Origin of the sequence: Kitasatospora sp. NPDC048239 (assembly GCF_043202015.1) — a bacterium.
Taxonomy (GTDB): domain Bacteria; phylum Actinomycetota; class Actinomycetes; order Streptomycetales; family Streptomycetaceae; genus Kitasatospora.
The window spans coordinates 134667-155552 of record NZ_JBICZP010000012.1; the positions used below are offsets into that span (position 1 = coordinate 134667).

Below are 20886 nucleotides of genomic sequence, written 5' to 3' on the forward strand. Positions count from 1 at the left end.
CGGGTCGTCCGGGGAGCGGCGGCCGGTGGCGGCCGCCGCTGTCCGCCTTTGTCCGCCGCCCAGGTGACGGTTGGTCTGAGCGGGTACGCCCGGTCACCGCATCAGCGTAGGCAGGCTGTCCAGCGGTGACCCGATTCGCACAGGCTGCCGGACGCTTCGACTATGGCTTCCTTCAACCGGCTGCTCACCCGCGTCCGCCGACGCGCCGGAGCACTGGCCCTCCCCTGCACCGTGATCTCGGCGCTCGTCCCGGTCCTCGCCCTCGGGCCGGGCGCCGTCCAGGCGATAGCCGCACCGCTGCCCGGCGGCCTCGGGCCGTGCGTCCCGGGCAGCTGCCCGGACCCCTTCCCGAGCTCGATCAACAACGGCCCGTTCGCCGGCCGGGACAACGGCATCAACATCTTCGTCGGCAACCAGTTCCTGGTCACCGGCCGGGCCGCCGAGGCCGAGGGACGGGTGGTCGTCCTCGACGGCTTCACCCAGGCCAAGGAGGCCGGGGTCAGCTCCATCTACAACATCGGCATCGCCGGCGTCGGCTCCCGGGTGCCCCCGCCGGACGGGGCCGACTTCCTCACCACCGGTGGCGGCATCACCATCGCCCCCGGCCAGAGCCTGGTCGCCGAGGGCGGTGTGGTCCGGCACGCCGGCGCGGTCACCGGCACCGTGACCGGCACCCTGGTCACCGACCCCAACGCCGTCCAGCCCTACAGCGGCCTGCGCGACCAGCTCACCGCCGCCTCGGACTGCTACGCCCGCGTCAACGGCATGCCTCGCACGCCGACCGGTACGGCGGTGAACCAGGGCGGGCAGACCCTGTTCACCGGCGACGGTGCCTCGGCCCTCCAGGTGTTCAACGTCGACTTCGACCTCACCGGGCCCACCGGCGGCCAGCAGGGCATCGTCTTCGCGAACATCCCCTCGGGCGCCACGATCCTGGTCAACGTGCTCGGCGCCGCCCGGACCCTGAACACCTTCAGCGGCGGCATCAACGACACCGACGACCCGCTGAACGGCTACCGCGACCACCTGCTGTGGAACTTCCCCGACTCCACCGCCGTCACCCTGGCCGGCACCGGCCAGTTCCAGGGCAGCTTCCTGATCGGCGAGCAGGCCTCGCTGACCACGGTCACCCTCGCGGGTGTCAACGGACGCTTCTTCACCACCGGCTCGCTCACCCACACCAGCCTCCCCGTCGGGGGCGGCGGCCAGGAGTTCCACTCGTGGCCCTTCAACGGCAACCTCCCCACCTGTGGCACCACCCCGGTGACGGGTGAGGTCCGGGTGCTGAAGACGGACGCCAACACCGGCGCAGCGCTCGCCGGCGCCGTCTTCGAACTCTGGCAGGAGACCAACAACACCCCCGGCCTCCAGACCACCGGCATCAACCCCGACACCCGGATCGGCACCACCTGCACCACCCCCGCCGACGGCATCTGCCGACGCACCGTCGAAACCGGCACCTACTACTGGCGCGAAACCACCCCACCCACCGGCTACGACCTCCCCACCAACCCCGTCTTCGGCCCCCTCGCCCTCACCCCCGAGAACGCCACCACCGGAATCCAGATCACCGCACCCGACCAACCCCACGTCCAACCCCCCGTCACCGGTGAAGTCCGCGTCCTCAAGACCGACGCCAACACCGGCACACCCCTACCCGGCGCCGTCTTCGAACTCTGGCAGGAGACCAACAACACCCCCGGCCTCCAGACCACCGGCATCAACCCCGACACCCGGATCGGCACCACCTGCACCACCCCCGCCGACGGCATCTGCCGACGCACCGTCGAAACCGGCACCTACTACTGGCGCGAAACCACCCCACCCACCGGCTACGACCTCCCCACCAACCCCGTCTTCGGCCCCCTCGCCCTCACTCCCCAGAACGCCACCACCGGAATCCAGGTCACGGCCCGGGACTGCCCGTCGCCGAAGCCGCCGGCCGGCGGTTCGATCCACCTGACCAAGAAGGACGCCTGGACCGACAAGCCGCTGGGCGGAGCGAAGTTCCAGCTCTGGCGGGAGACCAACGGTGTCCCCGGCCTGCAGACCTCCGGCCCGAACCCCGACACCCACACGGGTGCGGACTGCACCACCAGGGCGGACGGCGGGTGCGCCTTCACCCACCTGCAGAGCGGCGAGTACTACCTGCGGGAGACCGTCGCACCCCCCGGCTACCAGCTCCCTCACGACGCGGTGACCGGCCCGTACACGCTGGACGCCGATGACTGCGTCACCGTGACCCTGACCAACAAGCGGGACCGCGACGACTGCTAGGCACCGCCTGACACGGCCCGGTAGCACCGTCCGGTGAACAGCGGAGCTGCCGTGGACGAGGTCCGTCCCTCCTGGACGTCCTCACCACGGGAGCTCCGCTGTCGGCACGCCCGGCCCCGGCCACCGCCGGCCGCGGCGGCCGCGGCGGCCGGGGTCAGGGCCGGACGACGGCGTCCAGCCAGTCGAAGACCCGGCCGAAGGCGAGCCGCTGTGCTCCGGCGTGGCAGTGGGCGCCGGAGCCCTCGGCTACGGTGAAGCGCAGCAGCGTCCGGGGACAGGTGAGGTGCTCGTAGAGCCGCAGGGCCTGCCCGGCGAAGAAGAGGTCCTCCTCGGCGTCGCAGACCAGGGTCGGGGCGGTGATGCGTTCGGCGATGCCGTCGGCCAGCGAGTAGTCGAGGTACGCGGCCACGAACTGGCGGGGCGTCTGCACGCCCATCACGTAGGAGCCGTGGGTGACGGCCCAGCGGACGGTCGGGTTGACCTTCATCAGGGCCTCGATGGCGGCGTCCACCTCCGGCGCCTCCTCCGCGCGCAGCCTCGCCTCGGCCTGCTCGGGCGTCAGTGAGGGCAGCAGTGCCCGGCTGACCTCGCCCAGGTCGTAGACCCCGTCCACCGCGATGACGGCGGCCAGCCGGTGCTCGAAGGCGGCCGCCCGGGGCGCCAGCAGGCCGCCCATGCTGAGGCCGAGCAGGGCGACCCGCCCGGGGTCGACCTCGGGGTGTCCGGCGATCAGCCAGTCGAGTACCGGCGTGACGACGTTCTCCCAGTCCGGGCGGAACGGCAGGCCGTCCCGGAAGCGCGCCCACGGCTGGCCAGGACCGTCGAAGGTGAGGACGTGGTAGCCGCGTTCGAGGGCGGCGGCGGCGCCGAAGAAGTGCATCTCCTCGACCGAGCCGTCGAAGCCGTTGTGCATGATGACCGCCGGGGCCGGCGCGTCGCCGGGTGCGCGGTAGTAGTAGCCGTGCAGGAGGTGGCCCTCGAAGGGGATCGCGACCTGCTGGACGCGCGGTTCGAACAGCTCCGCCGCCGTCTGGAAGGCGCCCACCGCCTGCTCGTACGCCGTGGCGATGCGCGGGTCGCGGGGGTCGCCGTGCAGGAAGAACTCGGCGACGCGGAAGTAGTTGTTGGCGCGCAGGTAGGCGTCCCGCGCGGTGACCGGGTGGCCGGCGGCCAGGGCGGTCGCGGCGGCCCGGGCGGTGTGGGCGGCGGTGGCGGACCACTCGTCGTACCAGCTGTCGTAGTCGCCCGCGGTGATGCGCTCGGCGGTGGCGAGCACCTCGCCGGGCTCGGCACCGCCGTACGCGGCGTGGCCCAGGGCCCGCAGGGTCTCGAACCAGAACTGCGGGTCGTCCGCGAAGAACAGGGGCTTCATGGGGGTCTCCTCGGTGCGGGATCGATCACGCGGGCAGGCCGGCGGGAGGGGTCCGGGCGCGGGCGGGCGCGACCGGGGTCGTCGAACTCGCGGAAATCGTCGGGTGGTGGTCCCGGACGCGACGCAGCGGCCAGTGCGCCCGGCGGCGTGTCCGAGGGCGTCCAGCCAGGCCCGGGCCGAGCCTTCGAGGACGGCCCGTGTGCTCCTCCGGGTCGTCCTCGACCGGCAGGCCCGCCCGGGACTCCTCGGTGGTCACTTCGGTACCGGTCGCGGTCGACGTGAGTGTCCAGGCGTGCATGCCAAGGATTCCCTCCAAGTGCCCGCCCCACACCGGACGGTGTGCGGGCGGCGCCCGGGCGGCCCGGCATCCTCGCGCCGGAGACCTCCGACTACCGCCCGACCCGCTCTCGGTCGATCGGCCGATGGGCGGACGGCCCCCGGCGGTGGTGGAATGGGCGGTGTGGATCACTCATCTCCGTCGACCCCGACGCCCGCCGAAGGTCTGACAAGCCGTCAGGTCGACGCCTATCTGGCCAGGATCGGCGCCGCACGGCCCGGGCGGGCCGACCTCGCGGCCCTCGTGGACCTGCAGCGCGCGCACCTGGAATCGGTGCCGTTCGAGAACCTGAGCATCCACCTGGGCGAGCCCGTGGTGCTGGAGCCGGCGGCGCTCTTCGAGAAGGTCGTCACCCGTCGGCGCGGCGGCTTCTGCTACGAACTCAACGGATCCTTCGCCGAGTTGCTGCGGGCGCTGGGCTTCCGGGTGTCGCTGCTCGCCGCCCGGGTGTTCGACGGGGCGAAGGCCGGTCCGCCGTTCGACCACCTGGCGCTGCGGGTCGACCTGGACGAGCCGTGGCTGGTCGACGTCGGCTTCGGACGGTTCAGCCTGCGGCCGCTGCGCCTGCACACGTACGGGGAGCAGTCCGACGGCGCCGACGTGTTCACCCTCACCCCGTACGGCGACGAGCTCGACGTGGCCATGGACGGCCGACCGGAGTACCGGCTCGGACTGCGGCCCTACGCGCTGGCCGACTTCGTACCGACCTGCTGGTGGCAGACCACCTCGCCGGATTCGCACTTCACCCGGTCGACGACCTGCTCGCTGCCGACCGCCGACGGCGGGCGGGTCACGCTCAGCGGGACCAGGCTGATCCGGACGGCCGCCGACGGCGGGCGGGAGGAGCGCGAACTGGACGAGGCCGGGGCGCTGGAGGCCTACCGGTCGGTGTTCGGCATCGGGTTGGACCGGCTGCCGTCGGCGCCGCGCTGACGCCCGGCGCAGCGCGCCCCGACCATCGGCGCCCGGCTGGGCGTCACCCGGATGCACGTCTCCCGGCTGCCGAGCCGCTCCTGACGCGGCTGCGCGAGGGCATGGAACAGGAGTGACCGAGCCCGCCCCGGGCACGACCGCAGGCGGGGGCCGCAGCCACCGCCGCGGCCACGGAGGCCCCTCCGCAGGAATAACCCGGCGCCGCCCGGGCACCCGATCGGACAACATGCCACCGCGACCAGTGTGAAGAGGTGAACCGCAGATGAGGACGGGCCTGGGTGCCGCGGACGGCCACTGCTGCGACGTCGGCCCGCGGCCGGCCGGGCGGCGCCGGCGGCTGCCCCTGGCCGGCCTCCCGACGCCGGTGACCAGGGCCCGCGCGTTCACCCGGCAGGCCCTGGCCGACTGGTCGTGGCCGGCGCCGCAGGACGGCGCCGGTCCGGCTGTCGTCCACGACGTGGTGCTGCTCGTCGCCGAGCTGGTGGCCAACGCGGTCGTGCACGGCGGCGGCCCGCTGGAGCTCGTCCTGGACGCCTCCGCCGAGCGCCTGCGGATCGAGGTGAGCGACGGCGGAGCCGCCCTGCCCGAGCCCCGGCTGCCGCACCGGCCGGGCCGGGCCGGCGGCCACGGCCTGTTCATCGTGCAGCGGGCCGCGGACCGCTGGGGCGCGGCCCGGCACGCCCGGGGCAAGGCGGTCTGGGCGGAGGTCGACGCCCGGCGGCCCGCCCCCGCAGGCTGACCGGCCGGCCCGGGCGGCACCGACCATCACCGGAGATCGATCAGAGGGCCAGCCGCCGGGCGGCGACGGCCTCCAGGAGCAGTTCGAGCGCGAACGGGTAGCCGCTGCCGCGCATGTCCGCGATGAGCAGGCCGGCGGTGGCGGCGATGTTGGGGTGGGTGTCGGCCCCCAGGCGGCCGTAGCGGACCCGCCAGACCCCGGCGTCGGCGGCCAGGGCGGGGGCCGGCAGGGCGAGCGCGGCCGCGTCCTGGGCCGCGAAGGCCAGCGACTGGTCGACGAAGGCGTGGTAGATCCGCACCGCCTCCTCGTCCGGGAAGCCCGCGCCGCGCAGCACCCCGAGGATGCTCTCCACCGCCCGCACCTCGTTGTCCCGCCCGGTCGTCCGGAAGGCGGCGAGCATCGCGGCCTGGGGGTGCGCCTGGTAGGCGGTGTGGATGCGCATCCCGATGTCGCGCAGGTCGGCGCGCCAGTCCCCGGTGGAGCGCCAGCCCTGCTGGGCGCGGCCGATCAGCTCGTCGGCGATGGCCAGCAGCAGGTCGTCGGTGTTGCGGAAGTACCGGTAGAGGGCGCTCGGATCGGCGCCCAGGGCGGCACCCAGGCGGCGGACCGTGAGCGCCGCAGCCCCGTGCTGGCCCATCAGCCGCAGCGCGGTCTCGACGATGACCTGCTCGGACAGCACCATGCCCTGCTTGGTCGGTTTCCTGCGCCGCCGCTGCGGTTCGGGCACCACGCGTTCCGTCATGACCCGGGAGCTTATGACAACACCATTGACGTGTGAAGGGGTCGACGATTTCATGGCCGCCACGGCCTCCACGGCCGACACCCCTCATCCCCCCACGATCAAGGCGGTGATCCGTTGGCATCGACGGTCAAGGACCCCGGCGACACCCCGAGAACAGGCGTGTCCGACTCCTCCGGCGCGATGCGCAGGTCACTCGGGGTCGGCGGCGGCATCGCCCTCGCCGCCTCCAGCACGGCGGCCACCAGCAGTATCGGCATCGGGCTCGGTCTGATGGCCGGCGTGGTCGGCCTGCACCTGCCGGCGATCATGCTGCTGGCCTTCCTCCCGGTCCTCTGCATCGCAGGTGCCTACGGGCGCCTCAACGCCGTCGAACCCGACGCCGGCAGCAGCTACACCTGGGTCGGCCGGGTGCTCAGCCCCTGGCTGGGCTTCCTCACCGGCTGGGTCAACACCGTCGGCACCGTGGTGTTCATGGCCTACACCACCACCGTGACCGGCTCGGCACTGATCCAGCTGGCCGACCAGGCCGGCCTGCGCACCGTGGCGGGCCTGCGGCTCGACGCCGACTCCACCCTCCAGTCCACCCTGCTCGGGCTGGGCGTCCTGATCGCCGCCGCCCTGGTCGCCGTCCGCGGCCTCGACCTCGCGGCCCGGCTGCAGAAGTACCTGCTGGTCTTCGAGTACGCCGTCCTGCTCGGCTTCTGCGGCTACGGCCTGTTCGTCGGCGGGCAGCCGTTCTCGCTGGAGTGGTTCAACCCGTTCGGCATCCCCTCGTTCGCGGCGCTGGCCCAGGGCATGGTGCTGGCGGTCTTCTGCTACTGGGGCTTCGAGTCGGTCTTCAGCGTCGGCGAGGAGGTCCGCAACCCGCGCGACGCCTCCCGCGGCGGGTTCATCGCCCTGATCTCGATGCTGCTGCTCTTCCTGCTCGCCGGCACCGCGTTCCAACGGGTGCTGCCCCTCGACGAGCTGGCGGACAACGGAGCGCACGGGCTGACCTACTTCGGCGAGCGGATCGCCCACCAGCCGCTGGCCGCCCTGCCGCTGGTCGCGCTCACCTTCTCGGCCGCGGCCTCGCTGCAGGCCTCCGTCATCCCCACCGCCCGCGGGATGTACGCGATGGGCCGCGACGGCACGCTGGGCCCGGTCTGGACCCGGATCCACCCCCGGCACGGCACCCCCGCCATCGGGACCATGCTGATCACCGGTGCGGCCGTCGTGCTCGCCGTGCTCTCCCTGGTCATCCCCACCGTCAACGACCTGATCTCCGCCACCGTCAACGCGATCGGCATCGTGGTGGCGCTCTACTACGCGCTCGTCGCCCTCGCCGCCGCCGTGCGCTTCCGGCACCTGCTGCGCACCGCGCCGCTGGAGGGGCTGCGCGCGGTGGTCGCCCCGCTGCTCGGCGCCGTCGTCCTGCTGACCGTCGGCGGCTACCTCGCCTGGACGTGCTACGACTCCGCCGACCACTTCGAGCTCTCCGCCGACAACGGCTGGTTCCAGCTGGCCGTACCGGCCCTGATGATCGGCACCGGCCTGGTCGCCGCCGCCTGGGCCCGCTGGTACCGCCGGTCCCCGTACTTCCTCCGGACCCCGGCCGCCGAGGCCGTCACCGCGTTCGGAGCCGGGTCCGGCGTCGGGGCCGGCTCCGGCGTCGGGGCGGGGGCCGCGGTCGGGGCCCGCATCGGCACCGACCCCGGCGGCGCCGGATAGGCCGGCCGACCGTACCGCACACCGCTCGCACCCCGGCCGCGAAACCGGCCACCGACACCCCCAGGAGCACCACCCATGCCCAAGGCCGACCTGGTCTTCACCAACGGTCCCGTCCACACCGGGGACCCGGCCCGCACCCGCGCCGGCACCCTCGCCGTCACCGGCGAGCGGATCACCGCCGTCGGACACGACGAGGTCCGCGAGCTGATCGGCCCCGGCACCGAGGTCGTCGACCTGGCCGGCCGGCTGCTGATCCCCGGCTTCCAGGACGCGCACGTCCACGCGGTCTACGGCGGGGCGGAGCTCGCCGAGTGCGACCTCAGCGAGACGGTCGGGGTGGGCGACTACCTGCAGCGCGTCGCCGAGTTCGCCGCCGCCCACCCCGACCGGCCCTGGATCACCGGCAGCGGCTGGTCACTGGAGAGCTTCGACGGCGGGCTGCCGACCCGGCAGCTGCTCGACTCGGTGGTCGCCGACCGCCCGGTCTACCTGGTCAACCGCGACCACCACGGCGCCTGGGCGAACACCCGCGCCCTGGAGCTCGCCGGCCTCACCCGGGAGACCCCCGACCCCGCCGACGGCCGGATCGAGCGCGAGCCGGACGGCACCCCGAGCGGGATGCTGCAGGAGGGCGCCACAGCGCTGGTCTCCCGGCTCGTCCCGCCGACCAGCGCCGCCGACCGGCTGGCCGGGCTGCTCCGGGCGCAGCACCTGCTGCACTCGCTCGGCGTCACCGGCTGGCAGGACGCCCTGCTCGGCGAGTTCAACGGCCAGCCGGACCCGTCCGACGCCTACCTCGCGGCCGCCCGGGCCGGCACGCTGACCGCCCGGGTCATCGGGGCGCTCTGGTGGGACCGCTCCCGCGGCGCCGAGCAGATCCCCGAACTCGTCGCCCGGAGGGAGGAGTTGAACGCAGGCCGGTTCCGGGCCGGCGCGGTGAAGATCATGCAGGACGGGATCGCCGAGAACTTCACGGCCGCGCTCACCACCCCCTACCTGGACGGCTGCGGCTGCGCCACCGCCAACAGCGGCCTGAGCTTCGTCGACCCGGACGCCCTGCGCGGCTTCGTCACCGAGCTGGACGCGCTGGACTTCCAGGTGCACTTCCACGCGCTGGGCGACCGCGCGGTGCGCGAGGCGCTGGACGCCGTCGAGGCCGCCCGCGCCGCCAACGGCCACCGCGGCACCCGGCACCACCTGGCCCACCTCCAGGTCGTCCACCCGAGCGATCTGCCGCGCTTCGCCCGGCTCGGCGCGATCGCCAACATCCAGCCGCTCTGGGCCGCCCACGAGCCGCAGATGGACGAGCTCACCATCCCCTTCCTCGGGCCCGAGCGGGCCGCCTGGCAGTATCCATTCGGCGACCTGCTGCGCGCCGGGGCCACCCTCGCGGCGGGCAGCGACTGGCCGGTCAGCAGCCCGGACCCGCTCGCGGGCATCCACGTGGCCGTCAACCGCATGGAGCCCGAGGCGACCGACGGCCGGGTGTTCCTGCCCGAGCAGCGGTTGGACCTGGCCACCGCCATCGCCGCCTACACCGCCGGCTCGGCCCATGTGAACGGCTTCGACGACGCGGGCAGCCTGCGGGTCGGGAACCTCGCCGACCTGGTGGTGCTCGACCGCGACCTCTTCGCCGCGCCGGCCGCGGAGATCGCGTCGGCCGGGGTCGAGCAGACCTACGTGGGCGGGCGGCTGGTGTACTCCGCCGCCTGACCCCGGGGGCGGTGATCCGGACGCCGGGGCGGGCGACCGGGTCACCGGCCCGCCATGGCCTTCCGGGGCCACGAGCCTCCACGGGCCACCACGGGCCCCGCCTCCGGTCACCCCGGGGGCGGGGCCCTACCGGTCCCACGATCCGGCCGGTGCCACGGCCCGGTCGGGTCTGCGATCCGGTCGATGCCACGGCCCGGTCGGGTCTGCGGCCAAACGGTGGTCCTCCCGGCCCCCGGGTGTCCGGGCGGGCCCGGGGTGGAATGCGTGGGCGCATGAACGCCACCGACACCGTGCCGACCAGCAGCGCCATCGCGCTGACGGTCAACGACCGGCCGCACACCCTGACCGTGGACCACCGGTCCACCCTGTTGGACGTCCTGCGCGAACAGCTCGGCCTGACCGGCGCCAAGAAGGGCTGCGACCACGGCCAGTGCGGCGCCTGCACCGTGCTGGTGGAGGGGCGGCGGGTCAACAGCTGCCTGCTGCCGGCCGTCGCCCAGGACGGCGCCGCGGTCACCACCGTGGAGGGGCTGGCCGGGCCGGACGGGCCGCACCCGCTGCAACGGGCGTTCGTCGAACAGGACGCCTTCCAGTGCGGCTTCTGCACACCGGGCCAGCTCTGCTCGGCGGTCGGCCTGCTGGCGGAACTCGCCGAGGCGGGCACGGACGGGGGCACCGTCCGCCGGGACGGGAGTCCAGGCCCTGACGCGGCCGACGGGGCCGCCCACGAGGCGGCGATCCGCGAACTGCTCAGCGGCAACATCTGCCGCTGCGGGGCGTACGGCGGAATCGTCCGGGCCGTCCGACAGGTGCAGGACGGCCGGGCGGGGGCCGCCGGATGAGGCCGCTCGGCTACACCAGGGCCACCGACGTGGCGACCGCCGTCGCCCTGCTCGCCGCCGCGCCGGACGCCCGGGCCCTGGCCGGCGGGACCAACCTGGTCGACCTGATGAAGCTGGGCGTCGAGCGGCCGACGCTGCTGGTGGACATCGCCCGCCTGCCGCTCGACCGGATCGAGCCCACGCCCGGCGGCGGTCTGCGGATCGGCGCGACCGTCCGCAACAGCGACCTCGCCGCCCACCCGCTGGTCCGCGACCGCTACCCGGTGCTCTCCCAGGCCGTGCTCGCCGGGGCCAGCGGCCAGCTCCGCAACGTGGCCACCACCGGCGGCAACCTGCTCCAGCGCACCCGCTGCCTGTACTTCCAGGACGTCACCAAGCCGTGCAACAAGCGCCGCCCGGGCTCCGGCTGCCCCGCCCGCACCGGCGTCCACCGGGACCTCGCCGTACTGGGCACCTCCGAGCACTGTGTCGCCACGCACCCGTCCGACCTCGCGGTGGCGCTGGTGGCGCTGGACGCCGTCCTGCACCTGACCGGCCCCGACGGGGACCGCACGCTGCCGCTCACCTCCTTCCACCGGCTGCCCGGCGACACCCCCGACCTCGACACCGAGCTGGCGCCCGCGGAACTGATCACCGCCGTCGAGCTGCCCCCGCCGCCGCCGGCCGTCCGCTCGGTCTACCGCAAGGTCCGCGACCGAGCCTCCTTCGCCTTCGCCACCACCTCGCTCGCGGCACTGCTGGCGGTGCGGGACGGCCGGGTCGAGACGGTCCGGCTCGCCTTCGGCGCGCTGGCTCCCAAACCGTGGCGGGCCCTGACCGCCGAGGCCGCGCTGCGTGGCGGCCCGGCCGACGAGGAGGCCTTCGGCCTCGCGCTGGACGCCGAGCTGGCCGCCGCCCGACCACTGCGCGACAACGCGTTCAAGCTGCCGCTGGCCCGCCGGCTGGCGGTGCGCGAGCTGGTCCGGCTCACCGACGCCCAGGAGACCCGATGAGCACCGACTCCGCGACCGACTCCGCAACCGGCAGCGAGACCGGCAGCGAGACCGGCACCGGCGCCGAACCGGGCGCCGCCCTCGCCGCCGCCCCGGTCCGGCTGGAGGCCTGGGAGAAGGTCACCGGCGCGGCCCGCTACGCCGGCGACCACCTGCCCGACGGGCTGGCCCACGCCTGGCCCGTCCCGGCCACCATCGCCCGCGGCGACATCACCGCCGTCCGCGTCGAGGCCGCCCTGGCGCTCCCCGGCGTCCTCGCGGTGCTCACCCACCGCAACGCCCCCGTCCTGCGCCTCCCCGAGGACGGCGACCCGACGCTGGCCGTGCTGCAGTCCCCCCGGATCGCGCACCGCGGCCAGATCGCCGCCCTGGTGGTGGCCCGGACCCCGCAGGACGCCCGGGCCGGCGCCGAGGCGGTCGGGATCGGCTACGCCGCCGAGCCGCACGACGTCGTCCTGACCGACGACCACCCCGGCCTGTACACGCCCGAGCTGGCCAACGGCGGCCACCCGGCCGTCCGCGAGCGCGGCGACTTCGACACCGCCTACCGCCGGGCCGTCGTCCGGATCGACCGCACCTACCGGGTCGGACCGCTGCACAACCACCCGATGGAACCGCACACCGCGACCGCGCAGTGGGCCGACGGGCGGCTGACCGTGCACGACTCCAGCCAGGGCACCACCACCGTCCAGGAGTCCCTGGCCGCGCTCTTCGGACTCGACCTCGCGGACGTCCTCGTGGTCAGCGAGCACGTCGGCGGCGGCTTCGGCAGCAAGGGCACCGCCCGCCCGCACGTCGTCCTGGCCGCGATGGCCGCCCGCGAGACCGGCCTGCCCGTACGCCTCGCGCTCCCCCGCTCGCAGCTGTCCGCCCTCACCGGACACCGGGCGCCGACCGTGCACCGGGTCCGCCTCGGCGCCGCCGCCGGCGGCGAACTCGCCGCCCTGTCCCACGAGGTGACCACCCGCTCCTCGACCCTCCGGGAGTTCGTCGAGCAGGCCGCGGTGCCCGCCCGCGTCATGTACGCCTCGCCGCACAGCCGCACCGCCCACCGGGTGGTGCGCCAGGACGTGCCGACCCCGTCCTGGATGCGGGCCCCCGGCGAGGCCCCGGGCATGTTCGCCCTGGAGTGCGCGATGGACGAACTCGCCGAGGCCTGCGGCGTGGACCCGGTCGCGCTGCGGATCCGCAACGAGCCGCCCGCCGAACCGGACAGCGGCCGCCCGTTCAGCAGCCGCCACCTGGTGGAGTGCCTGCGCGAGGGCGCCCGCCGCTTCGACTGGCGGCACCCCCGCGCCCGGGGCCGGGACGGCCGACGGCTGCTCGGCACCGGGGTCGCCGCCTCGACCTATCCCGTCCTCGTCGGCCCGTCCAGCGCCGAGGCGATCGCCCGCCCCGACGGCACCTTCCTGCTGCGCACCAACGCCACCGACATCGGCACCGGTGCCCGAACCGTGCTGGCGCAGGTCGCCGCCGAGGCGCTGGCCGTACCGCTCGACCGGGTCGCCGTCGAGATCGGGCGCAGCGACCTGCCGCGGGCCCCGATGGCGGGCGGTTCGGCCGGGACGGCCTCCTGGGGCTGGGCGGTGCACGAGGCCTGCACCGGGCTGCGGGCCGAGCTGGCCGGCCGGGGCGGCGGTCCGCTCCCGCCCGAGGGGCTGTGCCACCGGGCGGACACCGCCGAGGCCGTCCGGGCCGGGCGGGAGTACGCCCGGCACGCGTTCGGCGCCCAGTTCGCCGAGGTGGCGGTGGACGTGGACACCGGGGAGGTGCGGGTGCGCCGACTGCTCGGGGTGTTCGCGGCCGGCCGGATCCTCAACGCCCGCACCGCGCGCTCGCAGCTCGTCGGCGGGATGATCATGGGGCTCTCCATGGCGCTGCTCGAACACAGCACTCTGGACCCGGAGTTCGGGGATCACGCGGAACGCGACCTGGCCTCGTACCACGTGGCCGTCCAGGCGGACGTGCCCGCCGTGGAGGCGTACTGGATCGAGGAGCACGACACCCGGCTCAACCCCATGGGCGCCAAGGGGATCGGCGAGATCGGCATCGTCGGCACCGCCGCCGCCATCGCCAACGCCGTCCACCACGCCACCGGTGTACGGGTGCGCGAGCTTCCGGTGCGCCCGGAGTCCCTGCTGGCGCAACTGCCCGTCCCGGATGGACTTTGCCGCACCATCAGCTCTTGACCGCCATGTACTTTGCGATGCAAAGTTAACCCGGGCGCCGGGGAGCGCCCGTCTTCTCGGCGCCGTTCCGGGCGCTGTTCAGCTTGTCGTTCGGGGTGCCGTTCCAGACGCTGTCGGGGGCGCGGCCCCGGACGGCGTCGCGGACGGCACCCCTGGCGCGACAGGCAAGGGGTGGGTCATGGGAACGTCCGAGACGAGCATCACCACAGGGCCCGGCGGCCAGGCCGATCCGGCACGGCTGCTGGCCGACGCGCAGGGGCTCCGCGCCCGGGCCCGCACCCGGCTCGGGGGTTCGGGGGTGCCCCTGCTGGCCTTCGGCCTGCTCGGGCTGGCCGCCGCACCCTTCGCCCACCAGGCGTTCAACTTCGGGGCCAACGCGCGCAGCATCGGCTCCTACCCGGCCTTCGCCTACGCCGAACTGACCGGCCTCTGCGTCCCGCACGCGCCGGACGCCCCGTGCCTGGCAGGCGAGTTCGACGGGGCGACGCTCCGCTTCGCCGGCTGGGGGATCTGGTTCGCGGTGCTCCCGCTGGCCTGGCTCGCCCTCGCCCGCTGGTACCGGCTGCGCGGCGAGGACCGGGGCATCGTGCCCCGCCGCACGTCCTGGATCGCCGCCGCCCTCGGCGCCTCCGCCGTGATCGCGCTGGGGCTGCTCGCCCTGCTCGTCCTGCGGGACCAGCCGTTCACGATCACCCTGCTGGAGAACTCCTACGCCTCACCGTGGTACGTGGTGGGCATCGGACTGCTGGTCCTCGGGCTGGTCGAGCGCGACCCGGTCGTCGCGGGCGCGGCACTCGCCCACACCGCGCTGCTCTCCGCCTACCTGGGGGCCTCCTGGGACAGCGGCTGGATCCCGTGGGTGCAGGCGGCCGGCACCGGGTGGTCGGCGGGCCCGCAGCTGAAGGCGTTGCTGCTCGCCGCGATCCTGCTGTCCGCCGGGCTGGCCCAGCTGGCGGCGGCCCGCCGCCGGGCGGCGGTGCGCCCCGGCGCGTCGAGTACGGTCGGCGCATGAACGCAGTGGACGCGCCCGAGGGACGGGGCGGCGCAGAGGACGAGGACGGGAGTGCGGGCCGACACCCGACCCAGGAGCTGGACGACACCGTCCACCAGCGGGTGCGGCTCGGAGTCCTGACCATCGCCCGGGAGGCCGACCGCGTGGAGTTCGGCTTCCTGAAGGGCCAGCTCGGCGTCACCGACGGCAACCTCTCCCGCCACCTGAAGGTGCTGGAGGACTCGGGCCTGATCGCGGTCGCCAAGGGCTACGCCGGCCGCCGCCCGCGGACCTGGGTCACCCTCACCGCCCCGGGCGCCCAGGCCCTGGACCGGGAGCTGCGGGCGCTCCGCGAGCTCGTCCAGCGCCTGGACTCCCACCAGCCGCCGCCGGACCCGTCGGAGGCGTAGCGGCCCGGGCCGCGAGCCCCTGACGGCCCGGTCTTCCCGGCGACCGTAGCCGTACCACCGCCGCGACGGCCGCCGGCCTGCGGGTTGCGCCTCCTGCGCACCCGCGGGCCGGCGGCTCCGGAGATTCGCACACTCCCGACACTGGGCCGAACGCGGGGAATTCGCGGAGCAAATCCGCGGGCTGTGGCCTGTTGATCGTTAAGTGGCTTTTGCCCGGGCTATTCCTGGTCGCGCACGTGTGTTGACGCGTGGTCGCGAGAGAAGGCGCCGGTGCGCCCGGTGAGGTCGTACCCGCCCAGCCCGTCACCCAAGCCGTCACCCAAGCCCTCGCCCAGTCACACCGGCGGCCCGTTGCCGCACACAGGATCGACGGCCATGCCGCCGGCAGGTCTGACGGCCCTCCTGCTGCTCGCCGCGGGCGGCGTGCTGGTGACGCTCCGCCGGGGCCGCCGCTGACCGCCCCGACGGCTCCGGCAGTCTGAGCGCGATCGGCGGCATCCCGGTGCTGTCCGCGATCGACCAGACCAAGGACCTCACCACGATGTCCGCGCTGATCAAGACGGCGAAGGCCAAGGACCTCTTCGACTTGATGGACAACGTCACCGTCTTCACGCCGAACGACGCGGCCTTCGCCAAGCTGCCGGAGGAGCAGCGGAAGGCGCTCGGCACCCAGGCGGGCGCAAGCGACCTGTTGCGCCGGCTGATCGTGGTCCGCGACCTGCGGAAGACCGACCTGGCGGACAAGTCACACACCTCGCTGCAGGGCGCGGTGCTCAAGGCCACCGGCGGCGGTGACGAGTACCGGATCGGCGGCGCACAGGTGGTCTGCGGCAGCATCCGGACGGCGAACGCCCGGCTGGCGGTGCTGGACCAGGTGCCCGCGTCCGGCTGAGCCGCCGCAGACGGTGGGCGTCGAACGGGCGCGTCAGGCCACCGCGTGGACGACGAGCCGGTTCCGCTCACCGTCGAAGGTGTCGGCCAGGGCCCGGGCCTCCGGGCGGCTCCCCGCGAAGAGCCCCCGTTCGTCGACGTGCACGACCAGGAGCTCGTGGCTGTCGATCACCTCCGAGATGCCACGGGCCCCGATCGTGTCCGCCCACGCGTCCAGGTTCCGGCCGAACCAGGTCGGCAGCCCGCACGGCCCGGCGACCGCGTCCCAGAAGTCGTCGAGTGATTCGACCGGTCGGCCTCGGAGGTCAACGACCAACTCGTTGTTCGTCATCGCAGCAGACTAGGGCCTGTTGCGAAAGTGGATCTCGAGTTGCGATGATCATGGTGTGGCGCGAGGGGGTCTGACGGACCGGCAGTGGGCTCGGCCGGAGCCGTTGCTGCCGATAGGGAAGAAGCCGGGGAGGCCGCGTACGTGGACGCGTCGGCAGTTGGTCGACGGCTGCCCCCAGCTTCAACCGGGTTGCTGCGACAACCCGGCAGTGCAGGTCTCTCACCTCACTCGACTCCATAGCGCCTCGTGGCGCACCCACCCGGTACGACAAGCTCGCCGTGCGCTACGAGGCGACGGTCCTGGTCGCGGTCATCAACGAATGGCTGTGAGCAGGACGGTGCGGAGCCGGGAAACACCCATGGAATGTCCCGCGGTGACCTGCCACTCTGGCCGGGTGCTGCTCAAACTGACGGGTTCCAGCTGCTCGGGGAAGACCACCATCGCCCGTGCCATCGGTGAACGGATCGGCGGGATCGTCGTGCACGACTTCGACGAACTCGGCGTTCCGGACGACGCGGACCGGATCTGGCGGAACCGAACGACCGAGATGTGGGTGCGCCGTGCACTGGACTACCAGCGGCGCGGACTCGATTTGCTGCTCACCGGCCAGTCTCCGCTCGGTGAGGTTCTGGCCGTTCCGTCGGCACCGCTACTGGAGGGAATCGCGGTATGTCTGGTCGACGTGTCCGACGGGATCCGGGGCCGCAGACTCACCGAACGCGATCCGGGCCGGTGGGACACGCCAGCCGTCGAAGCCTTCTTGGGCTGGGCCGACTGGCACCGCAAGCACGCCCAGGACCCCCGGTACCGGCCGGATGCCATCACCGACGGCAGCTGGTCCGAGATGGTCTGGAACCGCTGGACCGACTGGACCGTCGGTGACCGACGATGGTCCACCCATCTGATTGACACCACGGACCGGTCCGTCGCGGACTCCACCGACCAGGTGGAGCTTTGGATTGCCAACCAGCGCGAGGTCTTGCGGTCAGGCCTTCTCGGGCTGTCACGAGGTTGGACGGATCGGGCACTTCCCGAAGGAAGACCTTGATCCACTTTCGCAACGGACCCTAGCGCCGCTCCGCTGGAAATCGTGGTGGGGGGATGATCACAGCCGTGGGTGCATGGCAGGCTGTCAGGCATGGTGATCAGTAGTTCGTCGCAGGTCGGCGACGAGGTTTTGGTGGCGTGTCCTGATCTGACGGACGCCGAGCTCAACGAGTTGTTCAGTGCGTCGTGGCCGACGCATCGTCCGACCTCGTTCGCGCCGATGTTGTCGCGGAGTCTGGCGTGGATCGCAGCGCGTCGAGGGAGCCGGTTGGTCGGGTTCGTCAACGTCGTCGGCGACGGGGGCGCGCACGCCTTCATTCTGGACACGACCGTGCACCCGGAGGAGCGCCGCAAGGGACTCGGGATCCGGCTGGTGCAGGCGGCCGCCGACGAGGCGAAGGCGCGTGGTGCCGAGTGGTTGCACGTCGACTACGAGCCGCACCTGGAGTCCTTCTACGGCCAGTGCGGCTTCCGGCCGACCGCCGCTGGTCTCATGCGGCTCTGAGTGGACTCCCCTCGTAGATCCGGCGACTGGGTCGAGCAGTTTGGTTGCGGGCTCGGATGTGGCCGTCCGTCCGGCTTGTCGAGCGGGTCGTCTCTGCGGGCTGAGTCGCCGTGCCGGATCACGCGGCCGGTCAACCGGGCGGGATTCAGTCGAGGCCGCGGCCGCGGCGCAGCCGGGTGGAGATCGTGTCGGGGTCGATGATCGGGGCCGGGTAGTCGGGGGGCGTGCGGTCCAGGCGCCAGGGGCGGTGGGCGGTGCGGCCCGGGAGGTCGGCGAGTTCGGGGACCCAGCGGCGTACGTAGGCGCCGTCCGGGTCGAGCCGGTCGGCCTGGGTGAGCGGGTTGAGGACCCGGTTCGGCCGGGTGTCGGTGCCGGTGCCGGCCACCCACTGCCAGTTCAGCTGGTTGTTGGCCAGGTCGCCGTCGACCAGCAGGTGCAGGAAGTGGCGGGCTCCGATCCGCCAGTCCTTGTACAGGGACTTGGCGAGGAAGGAGGCGGTCACCAGCCGGGCGCGGTTGTGCATCCAGCCCTCGTGGGCGAGTTGTCGCATGCCCGCGTCCACCAGCGGGAACCCGGTGCGGCCCTGGCGCCAGGCCTCGCACTCCTCGTCGTCCGGGGGTTCGAGCGGCGGTTCGCCCCCGGGTGCGGCGGACCAGTGGTCGCCGCGGGGGCGGTAGTCGTGGTGGGCCGCCTCCGGGCGGGCGGCGAGCACCTGGTGGTGGAAGTCCCGCCAGGCCAGTTGTCGGACGAACGCCTCGGCGCCGCTGCCGCCGTGCCGTTCGGCGGAGGCGACCAGCTCGGCGGCGGAGAGGCAGCCGAAGTGCAGGTAGGGGGAGAGACGTGACGTGCCGTCGGCGGCGAGGTCGTCGTGGAGTTCGTCGTACTGGTCGAGGGCGTAGCCCTTCCAGAGCCGACGGCCGATGCGCTCGCCGCCCTTCGGTAGGGCCGGTGAGTCGGGGGCGGCGGTGGGAACGGGTTCGCCGGCGATGCCCTCGGGGGTGTGCAGCGCTCGGGGGGCGCGCTGGACGGTCCGGCGCGGGGCCTGCTGCCAGGCGCGGAAGTACGGGGTGAAGACGGCGTAGTGGTCCTTGCCGGCGGGGGTGACGGCGCCGGGCACCGCCACGGTGAGCGAGCCGTCGTGGACGTGCAGGCGGGCGCCGAGGAGCTCGCGCAGTGCCTGTTCGCGGCGGTGGGCGAAGGCGCTCACGCCGGCCGCGACGTGCACCGAGACGGCGTCGACCTCGGCGGCGAGGCGGGCGGTGGCGGTGGGGGCCGGTCCGGGGCGGAGGATCAGTCGGCTACCGAGGGCGCGTAGTGCGGTGTCCAGGTCGGTGAGGCAGTCGGCGAGGAAGGCGGCGCGGTTGGGCGGGGCGAAGCCGGTGGCGGCGACGTCCGGGTCGAGGACGAAGAGCGGCACGACCTGGTCTGCGGCGTCGGCGGCGGCCCTCAGTACGGGGTTGTCGTGCAGGCGCAGGTCCTGGGTGAGCAGGGCGATGGCAACGGTCATCAGTGGTGGCCCGGTGGTTGTGGTGGCGGTTGTGGTGGCGGCTCTGGAGGGGGCGGCAACGGCGGATCGGCGGCTGACGGAAGGGGTGAGCCTCCCATTTCGGAGCGCTGCGCGGGCGTGCGGCGCGCCGGGTCGGCGCGTGGCCGTCGGCGCGGTCCGGGGGTGTTCGGAGCTGCGGACGGTACGGATGGGTGTGAGGGGAGCGGAGCTGGAGGTGGGTCTTGGCTCGGGCGCGGTCGCGTCGGCGGGTGCGGTTCGGCGCGGCGGGGGGGCGGGGAGGGGCGGGGACGCCGACACAAGGGGGTGCGCTCCCGCCCCGCGCCCGCCTCGGCGCCTCCCACAGCGCCGGGTGGCGGACACCGGCTCTTCGGAGGCCAAGGGCGTGCGGATGTCGATGCGAGGCGGGTTCACCCGAATGGCCGCACAGGGGTGGGGTGAGGGTTTCCGGCGGTGACGGTTTCCGGCGGTGCAGGGTCCGGGCGGCGTGGGGTCCGAGCGGCCCGCGGGTCCGGTGGCCGTCAGCGCCGGGCGAGCCTGCGCTCGCCGCCGGAACCCACGGCGTAGGTGAGGGCGTAGTGGGCGAACACCGCCGGTTCGTCCTCGGCGGGGAGGATGTCGTCGGTGCCGATCGACGGTGCCTGTTTGACCTGGCCCTTGGGGAAGGGCACCTTCACATAGCCGGGCCCGACCACCGCGCCGTCGAGCGGCACGAACACCAGGCGGTGCTGGAAGGGCAGGCCGACCGTGACGGTGGCGAAGAACGGCTCGTCGCTGGCGGTCTCCACGTAGACGGCCTCCAGCGAGCCGATCCGGTGGCCCTTCTCGTCGACCACGGACTGGCCCCGCCACTCCCTGATGTCAGCGGAAGCGATCACCGCGACCTCCCAATGTCCGGCTGTCGTGTCCAGGGGTGCCGCGGCCACAGGTGGCGTATCCACGGGTGCGGTGTCCGCAGATGCCGTGTCCACATGTGCCGCGAGCATCTCCATCCTGCGACCGGTGGGCCCGGCCCGCCCGATGGGCCCCGTTCACCGGATCGGGTGAAAGCGGAAAAATCGCGTGCGCACAGTGCGAGCATCGGGCTACCTTGAGTCACCCGAACACGCATCCGGATCAACAGGGAGGACCACCCGTGGCATCACTTCGGTCAGCACCGCCCCGACCGTCCGCCCGGCAGTCGCCCTGCGCCGGCATGGCTGTCGGAGCATCGGGCTCCGGGTCGGCGAGGAGGGATCACCCCTCTACCGGGCCTTCGGGTTCCCGCCCGCCGACGGCTGTGCCACCTTGCGGCCCGGCGCCCCGGTGCGGGCGCCCTGACGGTCCAGATTGGCCGGGACCGCTCCGAGGACCTTCGGGAG

Annotated in this window: 19 protein-coding genes; 14 read left to right on the plus strand and 5 right to left on the minus strand. The window is 73.8% G+C overall.

All coding sequences use genetic code 11. The features are described 5' to 3' along the window. Nucleotides 1-162 precede the first annotated feature (162 nt). Complete coding sequence (locus ACGFZP_RS28135) at nucleotides 163-2277, plus strand: choice-of-anchor A family protein (RefSeq protein ID WP_392938395.1); 2115 nt, start codon at nucleotides 163-165, stop codon at nucleotides 2275-2277. A 154-nt stretch (nucleotides 2278-2431) separates the two neighbouring features. On the opposite strand, the gene ACGFZP_RS28140 is transcribed toward ACGFZP_RS28135, so the two are convergent. Continuing rightward, nucleotides 2432-3649, minus strand: a complete 1218-nt coding sequence (locus tag ACGFZP_RS28140; RefSeq protein ID WP_392938398.1) for an alpha/beta fold hydrolase — start codon at nucleotides 3647-3649, stop codon at nucleotides 2432-2434. Between the two features lie 451 nt (nucleotides 3650-4100). Between ACGFZP_RS28140 and ACGFZP_RS28145 the strand changes: the two genes are divergently transcribed. Then, a complete protein-coding gene (locus ACGFZP_RS28145; RefSeq protein ID WP_392938401.1) occupies nucleotides 4101-4919 on the plus strand; it encodes an arylamine N-acetyltransferase in 819 nt (272 codons plus the stop codon). Between the two features lie 262 nt (nucleotides 4920-5181). Next, on the plus strand, nucleotides 5182-5658 hold the full coding sequence (locus tag ACGFZP_RS28150; protein WP_392938404.1) for an ATP-binding protein: 477 nt from the start codon (nucleotides 5182-5184) through the stop codon (nucleotides 5656-5658). 40 nt (nucleotides 5659-5698) lie between these two features. Here ACGFZP_RS28150 and ACGFZP_RS28155 read toward each other — a convergent pair whose 3' ends face one another. After that, nucleotides 5699-6400: a TetR/AcrR family transcriptional regulator gene (locus tag ACGFZP_RS28155; protein WP_392938406.1), complete on the minus strand. Its 702-nt coding sequence runs from the start codon at nucleotides 6398-6400 to the stop codon at nucleotides 5699-5701. A gap of 114 nt (nucleotides 6401-6514) precedes the next feature. Between ACGFZP_RS28155 and ACGFZP_RS28160 the strand changes: the two genes are divergently transcribed. The 9 genes from ACGFZP_RS28160 to ACGFZP_RS28200 all read left to right on the plus strand — a co-directional run bounded on the left by ACGFZP_RS28160 (nucleotide 6515) and on the right by ACGFZP_RS28200 (nucleotide 16139). Next, nucleotides 6515-8110, plus strand: a complete 1596-nt coding sequence (locus tag ACGFZP_RS28160) for an APC family permease (protein WP_392938408.1) — start codon at nucleotides 6515-6517, stop codon at nucleotides 8108-8110. A gap of 75 nt (nucleotides 8111-8185) precedes the next feature. Continuing rightward, the gene (locus tag ACGFZP_RS28165) at nucleotides 8186-9823 is read left to right on the plus strand and encodes an amidohydrolase (RefSeq protein ID WP_392938411.1); all 1638 of its coding nucleotides are present in this window, start codon (nucleotides 8186-8188) and stop codon (nucleotides 9821-9823) included. Nucleotides 9824-10095: 272 nt separating this feature from the next. Further along, the gene (locus ACGFZP_RS28170) at nucleotides 10096-10665 is read left to right on the plus strand and encodes a (2Fe-2S)-binding protein (protein ID WP_392938414.1); all 570 of its coding nucleotides are present in this window, start codon (nucleotides 10096-10098) and stop codon (nucleotides 10663-10665) included. Continuing rightward, entirely contained in the window at nucleotides 10662-11657 is a 996-nt protein-coding gene (locus ACGFZP_RS28175; RefSeq protein ID WP_392938416.1) for an FAD binding domain-containing protein, read from the plus strand. Before ACGFZP_RS28170 ends, ACGFZP_RS28175 begins: the two co-directional genes overlap by 4 nt. Next, entirely contained in the window at nucleotides 11654-13846 is a 2193-nt protein-coding gene (locus ACGFZP_RS28180; RefSeq protein WP_392938419.1) for a xanthine dehydrogenase family protein molybdopterin-binding subunit, read from the plus strand. Before ACGFZP_RS28175 ends, ACGFZP_RS28180 begins: the two co-directional genes overlap by 4 nt. Before the next feature lie 178 nt (nucleotides 13847-14024). Continuing rightward, on the plus strand, nucleotides 14025-14858 hold the full coding sequence (locus ACGFZP_RS28185; RefSeq protein ID WP_392938422.1) for a hypothetical protein: 834 nt from the start codon (nucleotides 14025-14027) through the stop codon (nucleotides 14856-14858). Beyond that, nucleotides 14855-15247, plus strand: coding sequence for a winged helix-turn-helix domain-containing protein (locus tag ACGFZP_RS28190; protein WP_392938425.1), 393 nt, complete (start codon nucleotides 14855-14857; stop codon nucleotides 15245-15247). The genes ACGFZP_RS28185 and ACGFZP_RS28190 overlap by 4 nt, the downstream gene beginning before the upstream one ends. 279 nt (nucleotides 15248-15526) lie before the next feature. Beyond that, entirely contained in the window at nucleotides 15527-15703 is a 177-nt protein-coding gene (locus tag ACGFZP_RS28195; RefSeq protein ID WP_392938696.1) for an LPXTG cell wall anchor domain-containing protein, read from the plus strand. Between the two features lie 46 nt (nucleotides 15704-15749). Next, entirely contained in the window at nucleotides 15750-16139 is a 390-nt protein-coding gene (locus ACGFZP_RS28200) for a fasciclin domain-containing protein (protein ID WP_392938428.1), read from the plus strand. A gap of 33 nt (nucleotides 16140-16172) precedes the next feature. Here ACGFZP_RS28200 and ACGFZP_RS28205 read toward each other — a convergent pair whose 3' ends face one another. Then, complete coding sequence (locus ACGFZP_RS28205; protein WP_392938429.1) at nucleotides 16173-16469, minus strand: barstar family protein; 297 nt, start codon at nucleotides 16467-16469, stop codon at nucleotides 16173-16175. A 394-nt stretch (nucleotides 16470-16863) separates the two neighbouring features. Here ACGFZP_RS28205 and ACGFZP_RS28210 point away from each other — a divergent pair, with 394 nt between their 5' ends. Together ACGFZP_RS28210 and ACGFZP_RS28215 are read left to right on the plus strand one after the other, a co-directional pair. Then, the gene (locus tag ACGFZP_RS28210) at nucleotides 16864-17517 is read left to right on the plus strand and encodes a hypothetical protein (protein WP_392938431.1); all 654 of its coding nucleotides are present in this window, start codon (nucleotides 16864-16866) and stop codon (nucleotides 17515-17517) included. 90 nt (nucleotides 17518-17607) lie between these two features. After that, complete coding sequence (locus tag ACGFZP_RS28215) at nucleotides 17608-18021, plus strand: GNAT family N-acetyltransferase (RefSeq protein ID WP_392938434.1); 414 nt, start codon at nucleotides 17608-17610, stop codon at nucleotides 18019-18021. 145 nt (nucleotides 18022-18166) lie between these two features. On the opposite strand, the gene ACGFZP_RS28220 is transcribed toward ACGFZP_RS28215, so the two are convergent. Both ACGFZP_RS28220 and ACGFZP_RS28225 read right to left on the minus strand, forming a co-directional pair. After that, nucleotides 18167-19528: a cryptochrome/photolyase family protein gene (locus tag ACGFZP_RS28220; RefSeq protein WP_392938436.1), complete on the minus strand. Its 1362-nt coding sequence runs from the start codon at nucleotides 19526-19528 to the stop codon at nucleotides 18167-18169. Nucleotides 19529-20046: 518 nt separating this feature from the next. Continuing rightward, nucleotides 20047-20403 (minus strand): PRC-barrel domain-containing protein, encoded by a 357-nt coding sequence (locus ACGFZP_RS28225; RefSeq protein WP_392938437.1) that lies wholly within the window; start codon nucleotides 20401-20403, stop codon nucleotides 20047-20049. Between the last annotated feature and the right edge of the window lie 483 nt (nucleotides 20404-20886).

Bases quoted from the DNA above. Each gene is read 5' to 3' on its own strand.
- ACGFZP_RS28185 (WP_392938422.1), top strand. From the start codon at position 14,025: ATGGGAACGTCCGAGACGAGCATCACCACAGGGCCCGGCGGCCAGGCC.
- ACGFZP_RS28135 (WP_392938395.1), top strand. From the start codon at position 163: ATGGCTTCCTTCAACCGGCTGCTCACCCGCGTCCGCCGACGCGCCGGA.
- ACGFZP_RS28150 (WP_392938404.1), top strand. From the start codon at position 5,182: ATGAGGACGGGCCTGGGTGCCGCGGACGGCCACTGCTGCGACGTCGGC.
- ACGFZP_RS28145 (WP_392938401.1), top strand. From the start codon at position 4,101: ATGGGCGGTGTGGATCACTCATCTCCGTCGACCCCGACGCCCGCCGAA.
- ACGFZP_RS28175 (WP_392938416.1), top strand. From the start codon at position 10,662: ATGAGGCCGCTCGGCTACACCAGGGCCACCGACGTGGCGACCGCCGTC.
- ACGFZP_RS28190 (WP_392938425.1), top strand. From the start codon at position 14,855: ATGAACGCAGTGGACGCGCCCGAGGGACGGGGCGGCGCAGAGGACGAG.
- ACGFZP_RS28180 (WP_392938419.1), top strand. From the start codon at position 11,654: ATGAGCACCGACTCCGCGACCGACTCCGCAACCGGCAGCGAGACCGGC.
- ACGFZP_RS28220 (WP_392938436.1), bottom strand. From the start codon at position 19,528: ATGACCGTTGCCATCGCCCTGCTCACCCAGGACCTGCGCCTGCACGAC.
- ACGFZP_RS28205 (WP_392938429.1), bottom strand. From the start codon at position 16,469: ATGACGAACAACGAGTTGGTCGTTGACCTCCGAGGCCGACCGGTCGAA.
- ACGFZP_RS28165 (WP_392938411.1), top strand. From the start codon at position 8,186: ATGCCCAAGGCCGACCTGGTCTTCACCAACGGTCCCGTCCACACCGGG.
- ACGFZP_RS28215 (WP_392938434.1), top strand. From the start codon at position 17,608: ATGGTGATCAGTAGTTCGTCGCAGGTCGGCGACGAGGTTTTGGTGGCG.
- ACGFZP_RS28155 (WP_392938406.1), bottom strand. From the start codon at position 6,400: ATGACGGAACGCGTGGTGCCCGAACCGCAGCGGCGGCGCAGGAAACCG.
- ACGFZP_RS28170 (WP_392938414.1), top strand. From the start codon at position 10,096: ATGAACGCCACCGACACCGTGCCGACCAGCAGCGCCATCGCGCTGACG.
- ACGFZP_RS28140 (WP_392938398.1), bottom strand. From the start codon at position 3,649: ATGAAGCCCCTGTTCTTCGCGGACGACCCGCAGTTCTGGTTCGAGACC.